Source organism: Sinobaca sp. SA16-1, assembly GCF_059510515.1.
This window is the reverse complement of record NZ_JCAKFL010000003.1, coordinates 58,800-74,937: the sequence shown is the minus strand read 5'-3', so window position 1 is coordinate 74,937 and position 16,138 is coordinate 58,800. Positions and strand designations below refer to the sequence as shown.

General features: G+C 45.1%; 15 protein-coding genes. 6 read left to right on the top strand and 9 right to left on the bottom strand.

The features are described 5' to 3' along the window. Positions 1-33: 33 nt before the first annotated feature. A complete protein-coding gene (locus AC5W2J_RS08385) occupies positions 34-435 on the bottom strand; it encodes a secondary thiamine-phosphate synthase enzyme YjbQ (protein ID WP_496059645.1) in 402 nt (133 codons plus the stop codon). 121 nt (positions 436-556) lie between these two features. Here AC5W2J_RS08385 and AC5W2J_RS08380 point away from each other — a divergent pair, with 121 nt between their 5' ends. Continuing rightward, on the top strand, positions 557-1,837 hold the full coding sequence (locus AC5W2J_RS08380; protein WP_496059026.1) for a BaiN/RdsA family NAD(P)/FAD-dependent oxidoreductase: 1,281 nt from the start codon (positions 557-559) through the stop codon (positions 1,835-1,837). 67 nt (positions 1,838-1,904) lie between these two features. Here the strand turns inward: AC5W2J_RS08380 and AC5W2J_RS08375 are convergent, their stop codons facing one another. Next, a complete protein-coding gene (locus AC5W2J_RS08375; RefSeq protein WP_496059025.1) occupies positions 1,905-2,285 on the bottom strand; it encodes a potassium channel family protein in 381 nt (126 codons plus the stop codon). A 283-nt stretch (positions 2,286-2,568) separates the two neighbouring features. Next, positions 2,569-4,989, bottom strand: coding sequence for a leucine--tRNA ligase (gene leuS, locus AC5W2J_RS08370; RefSeq protein WP_496059024.1), 2,421 nt, complete (start codon positions 4,987-4,989; stop codon positions 2,569-2,571). Positions 4,990-5,243: 254 nt separating this feature from the next. Between leuS and mnmL the strand changes: the two genes are divergently transcribed. From mnmL to AC5W2J_RS08355, 3 genes are all read left to right on the top strand, one after another. Then, complete coding sequence (gene mnmL / locus AC5W2J_RS08365) at positions 5,244-6,209, top strand: tRNA modification radical SAM protein MnmL/YtqA (RefSeq protein WP_496059023.1); 966 nt, start codon at positions 5,244-5,246, stop codon at positions 6,207-6,209. After that, on the top strand, positions 6,206-6,766 hold the full coding sequence (gene mnmM, locus AC5W2J_RS08360) for a tRNA 5-(aminomethyl)-2-thiouridylate-methyltransferase MnmM (RefSeq protein WP_496059022.1): 561 nt from the start codon (positions 6,206-6,208) through the stop codon (positions 6,764-6,766). Before mnmL ends, mnmM begins: the two co-directional genes overlap by 4 nt. A 69-nt stretch (positions 6,767-6,835) precedes the next feature. Continuing rightward, positions 6,836-7,393 (top strand): beta-class carbonic anhydrase, encoded by a 558-nt coding sequence (locus AC5W2J_RS08355; RefSeq protein ID WP_496059021.1) that lies wholly within the window; start codon positions 6,836-6,838, stop codon positions 7,391-7,393. Between the two features lie 42 nt (positions 7,394-7,435). Here AC5W2J_RS08355 and AC5W2J_RS08350 read toward each other — a convergent pair whose 3' ends face one another. Both AC5W2J_RS08350 and AC5W2J_RS08345 read right to left on the bottom strand, forming a co-directional pair. After that, positions 7,436-8,494, bottom strand: a complete 1,059-nt coding sequence (locus tag AC5W2J_RS08350; RefSeq protein ID WP_496059020.1) for a tetraprenyl-beta-curcumene synthase family protein — start codon at positions 8,492-8,494, stop codon at positions 7,436-7,438. A gap of 54 nt (positions 8,495-8,548) precedes the next feature. Then, the gene (locus tag AC5W2J_RS08345) at positions 8,549-9,325 is read right to left on the bottom strand and encodes an alpha/beta hydrolase (RefSeq protein WP_496059019.1); all 777 of its coding nucleotides are present in this window, start codon (positions 9,323-9,325) and stop codon (positions 8,549-8,551) included. 102 nt (positions 9,326-9,427) lie between these two features. Between AC5W2J_RS08345 and AC5W2J_RS08340 the strand changes: the two genes are divergently transcribed. Beyond that, positions 9,428-9,967, top strand: coding sequence for a gamma carbonic anhydrase (locus AC5W2J_RS08340; protein ID WP_496059018.1), 540 nt, complete (start codon positions 9,428-9,430; stop codon positions 9,965-9,967). A 79-nt stretch (positions 9,968-10,046) separates the two neighbouring features. Here AC5W2J_RS08340 and AC5W2J_RS08335 read toward each other — a convergent pair whose 3' ends face one another. The 3 genes from AC5W2J_RS08335 to AC5W2J_RS08325 form a co-directional block, all read right to left on the bottom strand. After that, on the bottom strand, positions 10,047-10,571 hold the full coding sequence (locus tag AC5W2J_RS08335; protein WP_496059017.1) for a helical membrane plugin domain-containing protein: 525 nt from the start codon (positions 10,569-10,571) through the stop codon (positions 10,047-10,049). After that, the gene (gene fdhF / locus AC5W2J_RS08330; RefSeq protein WP_496059016.1) at positions 10,572-13,553 is read right to left on the bottom strand and encodes a formate dehydrogenase subunit alpha; all 2,982 of its coding nucleotides are present in this window, start codon (positions 13,551-13,553) and stop codon (positions 10,572-10,574) included. Between the two features lie 131 nt (positions 13,554-13,684). Further along, positions 13,685-13,813: a hypothetical protein gene (locus tag AC5W2J_RS08325; protein ID WP_496059015.1), complete on the bottom strand. Its 129-nt coding sequence runs from the start codon at positions 13,811-13,813 to the stop codon at positions 13,685-13,687. A 162-nt stretch (positions 13,814-13,975) separates the two neighbouring features. Here AC5W2J_RS08325 and AC5W2J_RS08320 point away from each other — a divergent pair, with 162 nt between their 5' ends. Then, complete coding sequence (locus AC5W2J_RS08320; RefSeq protein ID WP_496059014.1) at positions 13,976-14,875, top strand: helix-turn-helix domain-containing protein; 900 nt, start codon at positions 13,976-13,978, stop codon at positions 14,873-14,875. A 35-nt stretch (positions 14,876-14,910) separates the two neighbouring features. On the opposite strand, the gene metK is transcribed toward AC5W2J_RS08320, so the two are convergent. Continuing rightward, entirely contained in the window at positions 14,911-16,122 is a 1,212-nt protein-coding gene (gene metK, locus AC5W2J_RS08315; protein ID WP_496059013.1) for a methionine adenosyltransferase, read from the bottom strand. Between the last annotated feature and the right edge of the window lie 16 nt (positions 16,123-16,138).

The following is a 16,138-nucleotide window of genomic DNA, read 5'->3' as shown; positions in this document are numbered from 1 at the left end:
AAATCATTGGAGATGAACAAATAATTTATCCGCTTATCCTTTCAAAGCTTTCAGATAATAGCTTCTCGTTCGGGGACCGTCGAATTCACAGAAATAGATTCCCTGCCATGTGCCGAGCACTAATGCGCCGTTCTCCACAATGATCGTCTGCCCTGTGCCTACTGTGCTTGCTTTCAGGTGGGAGGCGGTATTGCCTTCCGCATGGCGGTATTTCTCGTGATCCCACGGATAGACTTCATCGAGCCTCATAATCATATCTTTCTTCACGTCGGGGTCGGCGTTTTCATTAACCGTAATACCGGCCGTCGTGTGCGGACAGTACACCGTAATTATCCCTTCGTCCATTTCTTCTTCGCGGACATATTTTTCTACTTCTCTTGTAATATCAATAAACTGGTCTCTCGTTTTTGTTTTCAGCTGCATTTTCTTCATTATTTCCCAGCTCCTTTTTATGGCTGTCTCTAAAGTGGGAGACAGTACGATTATTTGTTATGATAGGGTTACTTTACAGATATATAATGATTATTACATGTTTACACAGAGAAAGGATATTATTATGCGATACGATACGATAGTAGTAGGAGGCGGGCCTGCCGGTTTGATGTCGGCCGCTGCAGCCGCGGAGCACGGGGCACGCGTCCTCCTGCTTGATAAAGGAAAGAAACTCGGCCGTAAGCTCGCGATTTCCGGAGGCGGCCGCTGTAACGTTACGAACCGGATGGAACTTAAACAGCTTATTGAGCATATACCCGGTAATGGGAAATTTATGTACAGCCCTTTTTCCAATTTTAACAATGAAGACATTATTGCCTATTTCGAAGGACTGGGCATTGAATTGAAAGAAGAAGATATGGGACGGATGTTTCCGGTAAACGATAAAGCTGTTACCGTCGTACAGACTCTTTTACAGGAGCTTGAAAGGCTGCAGGTTGAAACGAGAAAGCAGACAAAAGTGGCTTCTCTTCTTATGGAAAACAATAAAATAGAAGGGCTCGTGCTCGAAGACGGGGAAAAACTGTATGCACCATCTGTCATTATCGCGACCGGCGGCAAATCTGTTCCGCAGACCGGCAGCACCGGAGACGGCTATCCGTGGGCGGAAGCTGCAGGCCATACGATTACGGAGCTTTATCCTACCGAAGTTCCGATTACGTCCAGCGAACCGTTTATTCAGCAGAAAGTACTGCAGGGAGCTTCTTTTCAGGACGTAGCCTTAACTGTTATGCAGCCGAAAGGAAAAAAGATAAAAACCCACCGCGGCGGTTTTATTTTTACTCATTTTGGCGTATCCGGACCGATCAGCCTGCGCTGCAGCCAATATGTTGTAAAAGCCTTAAAAAAGTACAAAACAGACACCATTTCTTTATCACTAGCTCTTTACCCGGACAGCAGTCCGGAATCTATTTTTCAGCAGTTTATTACTCTTAAAAAAACAAACGGCACAAAAAACAGTAAAAATGCCTTGAAATCATGGCTGCCCGAAAAGTCCCTCGTGTTTTTCCTGAAGAGGGCAGAAATAGCTGCCGATCAACCGTTAAATACGATTACCAATGATGCCCTGCGCAGACTCGCAGAGCTTCTAACCGACTTCCGTATTGAAGCAGACGGCACATTGTCGATTGAAGAAGCATTCGTTACCGGAGGAGGCATTTCAATTAAAGAAATTGACCCGAAACGGATGGAATCGAAAATGACAGAAGGATTATTTTTCTGCGGAGAAATTCTGGATGTGCATGGTTATACAGGCGGCTTTAATATCACCTGTGCGTTTTCCACCGGCTATTCTGCTGGTACCGCCGCCGCTGAACTGAAAAACACGGCACCTTTATCAAAATAATTCAAAACTGGTCACGCGGATAGTGCTTTTCACAGACAATCTTTCATCTGTGCTATCCCTTCACGAATCAATTATTATCTTCCTCCTTTTTTTTAAGCTGTCTTTCTCGTTTAGCAGCTTTATCGCTCAGTTTTGACTGCTGCATGTAATAAAGAATTTTTGTTGCAAACGCCAAAATCAACCCAACACCGCTCAGTATGTAAATGATAGTAAATATTTTCCCAAAGTTCGTTTGTGGGGAGAAATCACCATAACCAACCGTTGCCAGCGTAACCACGCTGAAATAAAGCGCATCCAGCAATGATAGTCCTTCCACATTACTGTAGAACAATGTTCCGGAGAGCAGCATTCCTCCGGTAAGAGAGAGCAGCACCTGAAATTCCGGCTCTTGCAACCCTCGAAGAATGGCCTTAACTATCCTTCGAAATACTAATAGAAATGAAACCATGCTCCACTCCCCCTTTTTCCTTGTAACAAATTTCGCCGTCCTGGTGCAAAAATCCTTTTTTCGTCCTATTGCCGATAAGTACAGCGTTTTGAAGAAAACTTTTGACAAGATCTTTTACAAGGAAAAGCAAAACTCTAAAAAAAAGCCGCTGACTTTCCATGTTTTTGGAAAATCAGCGGCTTTATTAATGATCATCGACTTAAAGAATCTAACAGTGACAGATTTTTCAACAGCCACTTTTTTAAGAGGATAGACTTTCTTTGGCTTCACAAGTTCTACAGCCTCAATTAGCTACAATATTTACGAGCTTTCCAGGGACAACGATAACTTTGCGGATCGTTTTGCCTTCAATTTCTTCTTTAATTTTCGGCTGGGCCATAGCAAGTTCTTCCGTTGCTGCTTTATCTGCTTCTCTTGCAATAAGCAGCTTGGCTTTCACTTTGCCGTTTACCTGCACGACAATTTCTACTTCATCTTCAATCAGCATTTTTTCATCATAAACCGGCCACGGTTCATACGTGATTGTACCCTCATGGCCCAGATATGCCCAGAGCTCTTCTGCAAGATGGGGAGCAATCGGAGAAAGGAGCTTTGTAAACCCTTCTATCCATGGCTTAGGCAGTTCATCCTGCTTATATGCTTCATTAATAAAGATCATCAGCTGACTGATCCCTGTATTAAAGCGAAGGTGTGTAAATTCTTCCGTCACTTTGGCGACTGTTTTATGATACGTTTTCTCAAAATCACCGGACGTTACTTTTGTTGTAACCGCCGGGCTCAGCTCATTATCATTTTTTATAAGCAGACGCCAGATTCTATCCAAAAAGCGACGGGCACCTTCTACCCCATTTTCCGACCAGGCGATGGAGGCGTCCAGCGGCCCCATGAACATTTCATATAGACGCAGCGTGTCCGCGCCGTGAGTTTTTACAATCGTATCGGGATTTACTACATTCCCTTTTGACTTGCTCATTTTTTCATTATTTTCTCCAAGAATCATTCCCTGGTTGTACAGGCGCTGGAATGGCTCTTTCGTTGAAACAACTCCAATATCGTAAAGCACCTTATGCCAGAAGCGAGCGTACAGCAGATGAAGCACGGCATGCTCGGCGCCTCCGATATAAATATCAACCGGCATCCACCGCTTCAGCTTTTCTTCGTCTGCCAGCTTTTCCGTGTTATCCGGATCAATATAACGAAGGTAATACCAGCAGCTTCCTGCCCACTGCGGCATCGTGTTCGTTTCACGGCGTCCTTTCATTCCCGTTACCGGATCGGTTACTTCCAGCCAGTCTTTTGCGTTGGCAAGCGGGGATTCCCCTGTACCTGACGGCTTAAACTCATCCATATCCGGTAATACAAGAGGAAGCTCTTCTTCCGGAAGCTCACTCATGCTGCCATCTTCCCAGTGAATGATAGGAATCGGCTCGCCCCAGTAGCGCTGGCGGCTGAACAGCCAGTCACGGAGCCTGTACGTCACTTTCTTTTCTCCGGTTCCCTTCTCTTCCAGCCACTTAATCATTGCTGCAATCGCTTCTTTTGTGCTAAGTCCGTTCAAAAATCCAGAATGAATATGGTCTCCGTCACCGGTATAGGCTTCCTTTTCGATGCTGCCGCCTTCCAACACCTGGATAATCGGCAGATCGTATTTTTTCGCAAATTCATAGTCACGCTGATCGTGGGCGGGCACGGCCATAATAGCACCGCTTCCGTATGTGGAAAGAACATAATCCGCAATCCAAACGGGTACTTCTTCGCCGGTAACCGGATGGATCGCATAGGCACCGGTAAATACACCGCTTTTCTCTTTCTGAAGCTCAGTACGTTCCAGGTCACTTTTTGTTGCTACTTCTTTCTGGTAGGTTTCAACTGCCTGCTTTTGATCGGCCGTTGTAATAGCCGGCGTGAGCTCATGTTCAGGAGAAAGCACGCAGTAAGTGGCTCCATATAATGTATCAGGGCGTGTTGTAAACACGGTAAAAGACTTCGCGGATCCTCTCACGTTAAAGGTAACTTCTGCGCCTTCCGAACGCCCAATCCAATTGCGCTGCATATCTTTAATGCTTTCCGGCCAGTCCAGTTCTTCAAGATCCTCGAGAAGACGATCGGCATATTCCGTAATTTTAAGCATCCACTGCTTCATCGGACGGCGTTCCACCGGATGGCCGCCGCGTTCACTTTTCCCATCAATGACTTCTTCATTGGCGAGCACGGTTCCGAGCGCCGGGCACCAGTTTACAGCGATTTCATCCATGTATGCCAGGTTCTTTTTGTAAAGCTGGATGAAGATCCACTGGGTCCACTTGTAATACTCCGGATCGGTTGTATTGATCTCACGGTCCCAGTCATAAGAAAACCCCAGAGATTTAATCTGGCGTTTAAACGTATCAATATTGGATTTCGTAAAATCGCGCGGGTGCTTTCCGGTATCCAGTGCAAATTGTTCCGCCGGCAGACCGAATGCGTCCCAGCCGATCGGATGAAGCACATTGTAGCCCTGCATCCGTTTCATTCTTGATAAAATATCCGTAGCCGTATAGCCTTCCGGGTGGCCTACGTGAAGCCCTGATCCTGATGGATAGGGAAACATATCCAGTGCATAATAATCCGGATTTCCGTTTTGTTCATCTTCCAGGCGGAACGTTTTATTTTCTTCCCAGTGCTTCTGCCATTTCTGTTCAATTTCCTGATGCGGAAATGCCATGTTTGCAGCCTCCTCTTTCTCTATATCACGATTATTCCTATGCTTTCTATCGCAGAGATACTATGTATAAATACATTATATCGTACTTTCGCTTTCTTCACTGAAGAATGGTAATCAATATATGATATTTTATGGATTAACCCCTTGCCTGTCAAGGCAGAGCAGGTATACTCCCATTCCACCGCTGGGTTTTCAAAAATAAGCGTGATAGAATAAAGGATACACTAGAATTACTTATACAGGGAGAGATACACATGAATGCAGATACAGCCTCTCCGGTATTTTGGGGAGACAAACGATATTATACATGGAATCATCAGTTGAAAAATCATTTCGGCGAAAAAATTATTAAAGTTCCTCTTGATGGGGGATTTGACTGCCCCAACCGGGACGGGGCCGTGGCTTCCGGAGGCTGTACGTTCTGCTCCCAGCGGGGGTCCGGAGATTTTGCCGGAGACCGCGGAGAAGATATTATTGACCAGTTCCACACGGTAAAAAACCGAATGAACCGAAAATGGAAAAAAGGAAAATATATCGGCTATTTTCAAGCGTTCAGCAATACGTATGCTCCGGTCGAAGAATTAAAAGTAATGTTTGAAAGTATCCTCAGGCAAGAGGATGTTGTGGGACTATCTATTGCAACACGACCGGACTGCCTGCCCGACGATGTGGTTGACTATTTGGCTGAATTAAACCAGCGGACCCATCTCTGGGTGGAGCTCGGCCTCCAGACGGTTCATGAACGAACCGCCCTGTTAATTAACCGGGCTCATGACTACGACTGTTATAAAGAAGGCGTAGAAAAGCTCAGAAAACACAATATTAACGTCTGCGCCCATGTGATCAACGGCCTTCCTCTGGAAACGCCTGAGATGATGCTCGAAACAGTAGAGGAAGTAAGCAGACTTGATATTCAGGGCATTAAGATTCACCTGCTGCACTTGTTAAAGAAAACCCCGATGGTAAAACAATATGAAAAAGGACTTGTCGAGCTGATGTCACAGGAGGATTATATTCAGCTGACGGCGGACCAGATTGAAAGGCTTCCCGCTTCTATTACGATTCACCGCCTAACCGGTGACGGGCCGGCCGAGCTGATGATAGGGCCGATGTGGAGCATGAATAAGTGGAGCGTATTAAATGGCATCGATGATGAATTGAAACGACGCGGAAGCTGGCAGGGTAAGTTTGCCGATGGCTTCCGGGAGGCTTCCCAATGAAAATACCCGGTGTTCTTCCCTTTGGCAGGCTTCTTTTGGAAAAATACCTTCATAAAGGAGCCGCAGCTATTGACGCCACGGCCGGCAAAGGCGCCGACACCTTGTTTCTGGCCGAACGGGCTGCTGTCGTATACGCGTTTGATATTCAAAAGCAGGCGATTGACGCCACAGCCGAACGTGTAGACAGCGCCGGGTTCACCAATGTACACCTTATTCATGACAGTCATGAAAATATAGTGGAACGGGTGCCGAAAGAAGTACTCCATAAAACAGCTGCGGTAGTGTTTAATTTAGGTTACCTGCCCTCCGGGGATAAAAGTATTACGACAACGACATCATCCACGCTTCAGACGCTGGATCACCTGCTTCCTGTTCTATCTAAAGGATGCGTCATCCTTATTACCGCTTACCCGGGGCACGATGAAGGTGCACGCGAGCAGACTGCAGTGGACAAATACGTGTCAGCGATCGATCAGCACGCCTTTCATGCAGCCAAATACCAGTTTATCAATCAGATAAATAACCCGCCTCTCGTATATGCTTTGGAAAAAAGATAAATCTTACTATATAATAATGGAAGTGTGAGGCAGCTGCCGCACGAATATATCAGGGAAGGGGCCGTTACAATGCCAACGATTGACTCGATTATCGAATTTAACCAGACATTTGTACAAAACAAAGAATATGAGGAATACAAAACGTCTAAGTTTCCTGACAAAAAACTGGTTGTTTTAACCTGCATGGATACCAGATTATCAGAGCTTCTTCCAAGAGCCATGAACCTACAGCAGGGAGACGCCAAGATCATTAAAAATGCCGGCGCCGTTCTTTCCCATTCCTACGGAAGTATTATGAGAAGTATTATTGTAGCGCTGTATGAACTGCAGGCAGAAGAAGTTGCTGTTGTCGGCCATTATGGCTGCGGCATGGCCGGCCTGAAGCCGGAACCTATTCTTGAAAAAGCCTATAATAATGGATTAACCGATGAAAAAATAGCTGAAATAGAAGCCTCCGGAAGCAATGTCCGGGAATGGCTGAAAGGCTTTGAAAACGTTGAAGACAGTGTGCGCCAAAGCGTAAAGCTTATACGGGAGCATCCTTTTCTTCCCGCGGGCACTCCGGTTCACGGACTTGTCATTTCTCCTGAAACCGGCGAATTAACTGTAGTCGACAAAGCCGAATAACAACATAACAGAAGAGCCCTGCCGGATGGCAGGGCTCTTCTGTTATGTTGTTTTACGGAATACCCAGGAATTCAAATAGAAAAAGGCAGTCGGCAGCCCGCCGAACCGAATAAAACGGTTCGCAGTTTTCTTTAACTCCGGACGCATCTGAACTTTTTCATCTGCTAAATAGATTGCAATAATTCCTTTATTTAATAACGAGTGAAAAGCTGCGTCAGGCAGGCGTTTTAACCGCTTCCCGCCTTCCCGCTTGAACAGTTCCATCCGGCGCACCATCGTTTCCTCGTCCTGATAGTAGGTGCAGAAATTCAATTCGTCGTCCCGGATATCTTCTTCCTGATCAATAAAGTAATCCAGAAGGATATGCATTCCCTGTACATAAGGAAAATAGCTGTTTTTTATGGTTTCTGCCTGCCACTCTGCCAGATGGCTGCGCGAAGCATACGATGCCAGCGCATAGATGCCAAGAGTGGAGCCCGTTGAAGCGCTGAACTCGTACCAGAACATGTCCGGCACGCGCTGCTTTTCTTCTTTAAACCATTCCGTTAACAGCCCTTCCCGGTCTTCTTTCTTCACATGCTTATACACCTGCAGGTTTCGGTAATGCAGGGAAAGCTCTTCCATGGAAGCACGCGCATGGGAAAAACCGGGGAAAGCTGCCACCTGCTTCTGGCAGGCTTCTACAAGCTCCTGGAGAAAGCCGTTATCCTCAGACTCCGGGTGATGCTCATAGTACGGATATGTTTTCTCTTCCGGCGCCAGAGCCAGCCGGAGTGCTTCATGAAGCGAACGGAAGTCTTTTCTGTCAAACGAATCTGTTTCATCGCATAAACTATCCAGATAGTCACAGATAATCTGATAAGCAACAATAAAGCGAAGCAGGTCGTCCCGGGCTTCTTTTCTGGTTAAAAGAGCATAGACGCCTCCTCCTTCGCTGTGAAATGTATTTTCGTTAATGCTGTTCAATGCATGCCGGCGGAGCTCTTCATTTGGAATACCGGCTGCTTTTACGCGCCATTCGTCCAAAATACTGTGGACACGCGGAACTATTTCTTTTTTTATGTGGTACATCAAAGTCCACATTGTCGTCGGGGCGCTCACTATAATTAAATCCTCCTATTGCGTAATAAAATATCAACACGGTGCCATTGTACCTTATAATCTCATGTGAATGAAATACATCATAAACCTAAATATTTCTTCACGTTCCGGCTCGTTCAATAATTCGTGATATAATCCTTTCCACTCCCGCAGCGACCGGTCTGTAATTTCAAGTTTGTTAAACCAGTGGTGGGTGGCATGTTTATCTACTATTAAATCCATACCTGCCTGCATGACAAGAAGCGAGACATCCGGAAATTCCAGAGCATCTGCGTGGCTTTGCCTCATCGCTTTGACTAGTTCCTGGTACCAGCGTACGGTTACCGTGGAGGTATTCCACTCATCTGTTTCATAAGAGGCTCTTGCTTCTTCATTTCGTGTTACATCCGCTGCCTGAATGCCTGATTTCGAGCTGAATGTCGGATTTAGGCGGTGCAGCATTTTTGTACTGAAGTCTCTCATCCGGCCCGGCCGCTGATAAAGGCTCAAACAAGGTGAGGATAATACAACTCCCCGGATCCGCATTCGCCTTTCCATTAATGTACGGATTGTAATTAATCCGCCCATACTGTGCCCGAATAAAAAGACAGGCAGTTCATACCCTGCAGCTTCTGTATACCAGGTGAATACGGCATCTATGTACTGGTCAAAGCTGTCTACATGCCCTCTCTTCCCACGGGTTCTTCCATGCCCCGGCAGATCCCCGCTTACGACGTTAAACCGCTGGCGGTTCAGCTGTTCAATCATCCACTCATACCTTCCATGGTGTTCCCCGTTGCCATGCACAATAACGACGGTCGCCCTCGGCCTTTCGACTAACCATGTTTTCATTACGTTCCTGACCCGCCTCTCCTGCTTACTTCTCTGTTTATTTCAACTTTGATACACTAGTACTATAAGTGTACAATATATTAACTCATATAGGAGGACTTCATGAAAATATATCCTTACGACGGAACATATCCTGATATCGCGGATAGTGTCTACCTTGCTGATTACTCTATTATTACAGGTGATGTAAAAATAGGCGAGGAATCAAGCATATGGTTTCATACGGTTATCCGGGGAGATGTTGCCCCTACCGTTATCGGAAACCGGGTAAACATTCAGGATCATTCAGTGCTGCACCAGAGTCCAAAAAACCCTCTTATTCTAGAAGATGATGTCACAGTGGGCCATAAAGTGATGCTGCACAGTGCCATTATACGTAAAAACGCTTTAATCGGCATGGGGGCCACCATACTTGATGGCGCAGAAATTGGCGAAGGCGCCTTTGTCGGTGCCGGTAGTCTTGTCCCTCCCGGAAAAAAAATTCCCCCTCATTCGCTTGCATTTGGAAGTCCAGTTAAGGTTATCCGCGAGCTGAATGAAGAAGATAGAAAAGATATGGCACGGATCCGCCAAAGTTATGTAGAAAAGGGACAGTATTATAAACGGATCGCGGAAGAAGAAAAAAATAAGCAGAACAGCTGATACACTTTTCGGTCTGACGCTTGTTTTGCTTGTAAAATGAAAAAAAGCACCCATCCAGAGGATGAGTGCTTTTTTATTTTTATACGTCTGTTTCGGGAGTCTGTTTGTCTTTTGGCATTGCTTCACTCTCAGAAGGATCCTGCCCCATTCCCTGAAGAAAGCTTACCATCAGGGTAATAGTGCGGTTGACTTCCGGATCTCTCAACAGCTTAAGAAGGGAGAAAATACTTGTTTTTTGTGGATTTTCTTCCTCGTCGGAAACCCGTTCCAACCCGTTGTTCAAACGATCCAGCATCGGCTTGATCTTCTCTATATCGATAGAACCTGCGAGTCCGCCCATGAGAAGAAGGTTTCTGATACTTTTCGTTACTCCCGGCTGATCGACGGTTTTCACGAGAATATCCATTACTTCTTCCCCTTCTTTCAGAAGGCCGTTGATAATGGTAAGAACGCCTTTGCTCTGAAGGCCATTTAAAATTTCAATAGAGCTCAGGATTCCTTCTTTATTGGCTAACAGAACCTCTTCAATTTCTTTCAAATCCTGCTTCTGCTGTTCTTCCTTACTCAGGGTGCGCCTTTGAATCGACGTAATCGGCTCTGCCATTTAAGAGTCCCCCTTTTTCACTAGGCTTTTAGTTAAACCACGGTTCTTTTTAACCGTGTCACCTGGGAATTCATAATCATCGCGCTGCCATTTGCGGTGCACTTCCACCCCAATTTGAGGCTGGGGATTACCATAGCGGAAGTTATGCTTTGGAAGCGGCGTTTCGCCTTCTACTTCCAATACTTCCATTTTTGCTTTTACTTCTTTATATGCAGGTGTGTCCGTATCTTTATCTGAATAACTGCTTGTCAACAGGTTGATAGCTGCATCTCCACTGTCATTCATTGTTACATACAGCTCATTACCGGCTACTCTTTCTGTAACTAAACATTTCACTTTAATGGCTCCATATGGAGAAATGATGCGGACAAGAGAACCGTCCTTTACATTTCGTTCAATCGCCAGTTCAGGAGAAACCTCAACAAAGTTATTCGGTGTTTTGTCTTTGATACCTTTAGACCGGTAAGTCATATTTCCTTCATGGAAATGCTCAAGCATTCTGCCGTTGTTCACATGCAGGTCATACTGCTCATCATACTGGACAGGAATGGTCCAATCTACAGGATACAATCTTGCTTTGCCGTCCGGGAATGGAAATTCATCCAGGAACAGTACAGGAGAATCCGTGCCGTCTTTAAATACCGGCCACTGCAGGCTGTTGTAGCCTTCCAGGCGGTCGTAGGAAACCCCTGCAAAAATTTCTGCAAGCGCTGCGGCTTCATCCATAATCTCAGATGGATGGGAATAATTCCATTCAGCTCCCATTGCGTTAGCCACTTCCATAATAATCTGCCAATCCGGCTTGGATTCACCCATTGGCTCCAACGCTTTATACAGTCTTTGGAAACGGCGCTCCGTATTTGTAAATGTGCCGTCTTTTTCAAGACTTGGACTTGCCGGAAGTACTACGTCTGCAAACTGGGCCGTACGGCTGAGGAATACATCCTGCACTACGTAGAAATCCAGCTTGGCAAGAGCGTCCTGAACGTAATTGATATTCGAATCAACCAGGCTCATTTCCTCGCCTTTCAAGTACATAGCTTTCAGCTTGCCATCATGGATCGCATCAATCATTTCGTGGTTATTTAAGCCTTTATCAGCCGGAAGTTCTACACCCCAGGCATTTTTGTACTTTTCACGGACTTTTTCATCCATAACATCTTCATATCCAGGCATTTTGTCCGGCATGCTTCCAAAGTCGCTGGCACCCTGTACGTTGTTGTGGCCTCTAAGAGGATACGAGCCGGCGCCCGGCTTGCCGTAGTTTCCTGAAACCAATAGCAGGTTGGAGATCGCGGTACTCGTATCGCTTCCTCCTAGATGCTGCGTAACACCCATAGCCCAAAGAATACAGGTCGTTTTCGCTTCATAAATGCTTGTGGCAATTTCAATAATATCCTCTTTAGCTACGCCGGTTTTTTCAACAGCATAGTCAAGGGTGTACTTATCGAGGTTGGCTTTGAATTCATCCAGACCGTTTACTCTCTCTTCAAGGAACTTCTTGTCTTCCCAGCCTTGATCAAGAATGTATTTCGCTGCGGCAGAAAGCCAGATGAGATCTGTACCGGAGTTCGGACGAATAAACAAATCAGAGCGTTCTGCCATTTCGTGCTTACGAAGATCCGCCACAATCAGCTTCTGGTTTCTCAGCTTATGCGAGCTTTTTACTCTTGTTGCAAGAACCGGGTGGGACTCTGAAGTGTTCGTACCTACACCAATCACAAGCTCGGAGTTTTTAATGTCCTCAATGCCGCCGGAGTCTCCTCCGTAACCTACTGTGCGGAAAAGTCCCATTGTAGCGGGAGACTGGCAGTAACGGGAACAGTTATCGATATTATTCGTACCAATAATGCCTCGGCCAAGCTTTTGCATGAGGTAGGACTCTTCATTCGTTGTTTTTGAAGAACTAATAAAGCTGAGCGCATTAGGTCCGTGCTCTTCTTTAATAGAAGTGAATTTTGATTTAATAAGAGCGATAGCTTCATCCCAAGTAGATTCTACAAAGGAGTCACCTTTACGGATAAGCGGCTTGGTTATACGTTCTTCACTATTTGTATAATCCCAGCCGAACTTACCCTTCACACAGGTCGAAATTCCGTTTGCCGGTGCCTCTATCTGCGGATCGATTTTTAGAATATCCCGTCCTTTTGTCCATACATCGAAACTACAGCCGACTCCACAGTATGTACATACTGTTTTTGTTTTTTCGATGCGGCTTTCACGCATTGCTGCTTCCATATCGGAGATCGCAAGGATAGAGCTGTAACCCGTTTCGACCTGCTTGGTTACTTCAATCATCGGACGAAGCGTCTGCTGATCGATTCCAGTCATGTAGCCGGCTTCCCCTACCATTGATTTTTCGATAAGAGCGTTACATGGGCATACTGTAGAGCAGTGGCCGCAGGAAACACAGGAAGATTCATCGATCGGCACATCATTGTCCCAGATAACACGGGGCTTTTGAAGCTCCCAATCAATCGAAAGCGTTTCCGTTACCTGAATATCCTGACAGGCTTCTACGCAGCGTCCGCAAAGAATACACTGGTCCGGATCGTAACGGTAAAACGCGTTTGTATTATCTTCTTCATACGGTTTTGGTTCAAAAGGTTCGCTTTGATGCTCGACCTGCATTTCCTTAACCGTGTTATGTATTTCACAGCCGCCATTATTATAGTCGCAAACTGTGCAATACAATTCATGGTTATGAAGGATCCGGTCCATTGCCACAACTTGCGCTTCCTGTACATCTGATGACACAGAATCTACAACGTCTCCATCATTTAAAGGCGTGGAGCACCCTCGTACCATTTCCCCGTTCACTTTCACCATGCATGTATCGCAGGTTTCAATAGCACCAAGGCTTGGATGATAGCATACATTAGGAAGTTCTGACGGTGTTCCGATTGTATATTGCAGGACACTCTGGTCATTTTCTACTGTTTTCTTTTCACCGTTAAAGGTGATTTGAATTCTTTCCGGCAACGATCATCATCCCTTTCTATACTTCTTGAGTTATAAACCCAAACTATATCAAGAATATACCCTTAATTGGATTTTGACAAACGTTGAGGAAAATGATCCAAATTATGTAAAGTACTAGTATTACTGGTTAATTAATGTTTATGGGGAAGGTTAAGCGGCATTATTTGTGAAATGCCTGCCAAAAGACCTTCTGTTCCCTGATAACCTATTAGGACGATTAACGCAGCTGCAGTAAAAATACCATACCCTGTTTTATTCATTCAAATCACCTCTCTTCTCTTAAATTAGTATAATATAACTAATATTCACTTGATTTTTCTTTAAAATGCCATTTATAGCTATTTTATATAGACTTTTTACTTCCACCTTTAGTACCTGTTTGTTATAATAATTATAGGAATACATAGAAAGGAGGAAATCTAGTGGATTTTTCGAGAGTAGGGAAGAAAATTCAGGAGCTGCGCCAGTACCATCAAATGACCCAGGCTGATCTTGCGGATGGGATCTGTACTCAGGCTCAAATCAGCAAAATTGAAAACGGATCAATTATTCCGTATTCTAATACGCTGTTCCAAATTGCCGAAAAACTTGGCGCAGACATGTATTATTTCTTTGAAGAGGCTGTTTCGGAGCGGCCTGATTATGTACAGGACGTTTTTGACCAGCTTGAACACTGCCGCTTCACACAGGATTATAAGCAGATGGAAGCATTGATTTTATATGAAAAAGACAACCCTCTATTTACGCCTCCTCTGTATAAACAGTACATAGCCTGGCATAAAGGGATATTTTTATACCATCTTTATAGAAGAACGGAAGAAGCCTTCGAGCAGCTTCTCTTTTCCATCTCGATTGACCCTAATCCTTCTTTCACGGAAAGAAAAGCCGAAATAAGCAATTCTTTAGCTGTGTTTTACAATCTGGAAAAACGCTACGAAGATGCGGAAACACTTTGTAAAGAGGCGCTTACTAAATGGAAAGGGATGAAAAAAAGAAAAGATCCCTCTATTGAAACGAGATTAACGTATACGCTCGCTATATCGCTCACGAAACAAGAACGGTATAAGGAATCGGCGCAGTGGTGCGAACAAGGTATAAAACGATGTCTCGAAACAAGAACGATGTATGTATTCGGGGAACTGCTTTACCAGAAGGGCCGGAACCTGCTGCTTCTTGGGGAAACGAAAAAAGGGCTCGAGCATTGGAATGATGCATCCGGCATGTTCAAATCCACACGCCAGCAGCAACTCGTAGATTTAATGGAGAAGGAGTTGAATCAGTTTATCAAGGAAGGCGTACTAAAAGAAACACATTATGAATAAAAAAGAAGACGACCCTTTTGCAGGGCCGTCCTTTTTTATTGCTTATTTGCTTTTGCAAGCTGGCTTAACAGTTCAGCTTTGTCCGTTTTTTCCCACGGAAGATTAACGTCTGTACGTCCGAAGTGGCCGTATGCAGCCGTTTGTCTATAAATAGAACGGCGCAGGTCCAGCATTTTAATAATACCTGCAGGACGAAGGTCAAAATTCGCCTTTACAAGGTCTACTAATACGCTCTCTGATACTTTTCCGGTACCGAACGTTTCAACGGCAATAGAGACAGGCCGCGCTACTCCAATGGCATATGCAAGCTGTACTTCGCACCGGTCTGCCAGTTCAGCAGCTACTATATTTTTCGCAACATAGCGGGCTGCATAAGATGCAGAACGGTCCACTTTTGTCGGGTCTTTTCCTGAGAAAGCCCCGCCGCCGTGACGAGAGTATCCTCCATACGTATCAACAATAATTTTCCTTCCGGTCAGGCCGGCATCTCCCTGAGGACCGCCAATAACAAACCGTCCGGTTGGATTCATAAAGTATTTTGTTTCTTCATCTAAAAGAGTTTCCGGGACTACCGCATCAACAACGTGTTCTTTCAGATCGCTGTCGATCTGTTCCAATGTAATATCTTCCTGATGCTGGGCGGAGATAACAATCGTTTCTACACGAAGCGGTTTGCCGTCGTCACCGTATTCGATTGTTACCTGTGTTTTACCATCAGGACGAAGATAAGGCAGTATTCCTTCTTTTCTTACGTAAGTCAGCCTTCTGGCTAATTTATGAGCTAAAGAAATCGGAAGAGGCATTAATTCTTTTGTTTCGTTATCAGCATAACCAAACATAAGACCCTGGTCTCCGGCTCCAATTGCTTCCAGTTCATCCTCTGTCATGGAACCTTCACGTGATTCCAACGCAACATCGACTCCCTGAGCGATATCTGCTGACTGTTCATCAATAGAAGTAAGAATCGCACATGTTTCGGAGTCAAATCCGTACTTCGCTCTCGTATAGCCTACCTCTTTTAATGTTTCTCTTACAATTTTCGGAATATCTACATACGTAGATGTACTGATTTCTCCAGCAACAAGCACAAGGCCTGTATTCACTACTGTTTCACAAGCTACTCTCGCATTAGGATCCTGCGACAATATCTCATCTAGTATTGCATCTGAAATTTGGTCACACAGTTTATCAGGATGCCCTTCTGTAACGGACTCTGATGTAAACAGGCGGCGTCCAATTGTTTCCATGAAATATATCCTCCTT

Excerpts from the sequence above, each read along its gene's own strand:
- AC5W2J_RS08380 (WP_496059026.1), top strand. The coding sequence starts at position 557 with ATGCGATACGATACGATAGTAGTAGGAGGCGGGCCTGCCGGTTTGATG.
- AC5W2J_RS08375 (WP_496059025.1), bottom strand. The coding sequence starts at position 2,285 with ATGGTTTCATTTCTATTAGTATTTCGAAGGATAGTTAAGGCCATTCTT.
- leuS (WP_496059024.1), bottom strand. The coding sequence starts at position 4,989 with ATGGCATTTCCGCATCAGGAAATTGAACAGAAATGGCAGAAGCACTGG.
- mnmL (WP_496059023.1), top strand. The coding sequence starts at position 5,244 with ATGAATGCAGATACAGCCTCTCCGGTATTTTGGGGAGACAAACGATAT.
- mnmM (WP_496059022.1), top strand. The coding sequence starts at position 6,206 with ATGAAAATACCCGGTGTTCTTCCCTTTGGCAGGCTTCTTTTGGAAAAA.
- AC5W2J_RS08355 (WP_496059021.1), top strand. The coding sequence starts at position 6,836 with ATGCCAACGATTGACTCGATTATCGAATTTAACCAGACATTTGTACAA.
- AC5W2J_RS08345 (WP_496059019.1), bottom strand. The coding sequence starts at position 9,325 with ATGAAAACATGGTTAGTCGAAAGGCCGAGGGCGACCGTCGTTATTGTG.
- AC5W2J_RS08340 (WP_496059018.1), top strand. The coding sequence starts at position 9,428 with ATGAAAATATATCCTTACGACGGAACATATCCTGATATCGCGGATAGT.
- AC5W2J_RS08335 (WP_496059017.1), bottom strand. The coding sequence starts at position 10,571 with ATGGCAGAGCCGATTACGTCGATTCAAAGGCGCACCCTGAGTAAGGAA.
- AC5W2J_RS08325 (WP_496059015.1), bottom strand. The coding sequence starts at position 13,813 with ATGAATAAAACAGGGTATGGTATTTTTACTGCAGCTGCGTTAATCGTC.
- metK (WP_496059013.1), bottom strand. The coding sequence starts at position 16,122 with ATGGAAACAATTGGACGCCGCCTGTTTACATCAGAGTCCGTTACAGAA.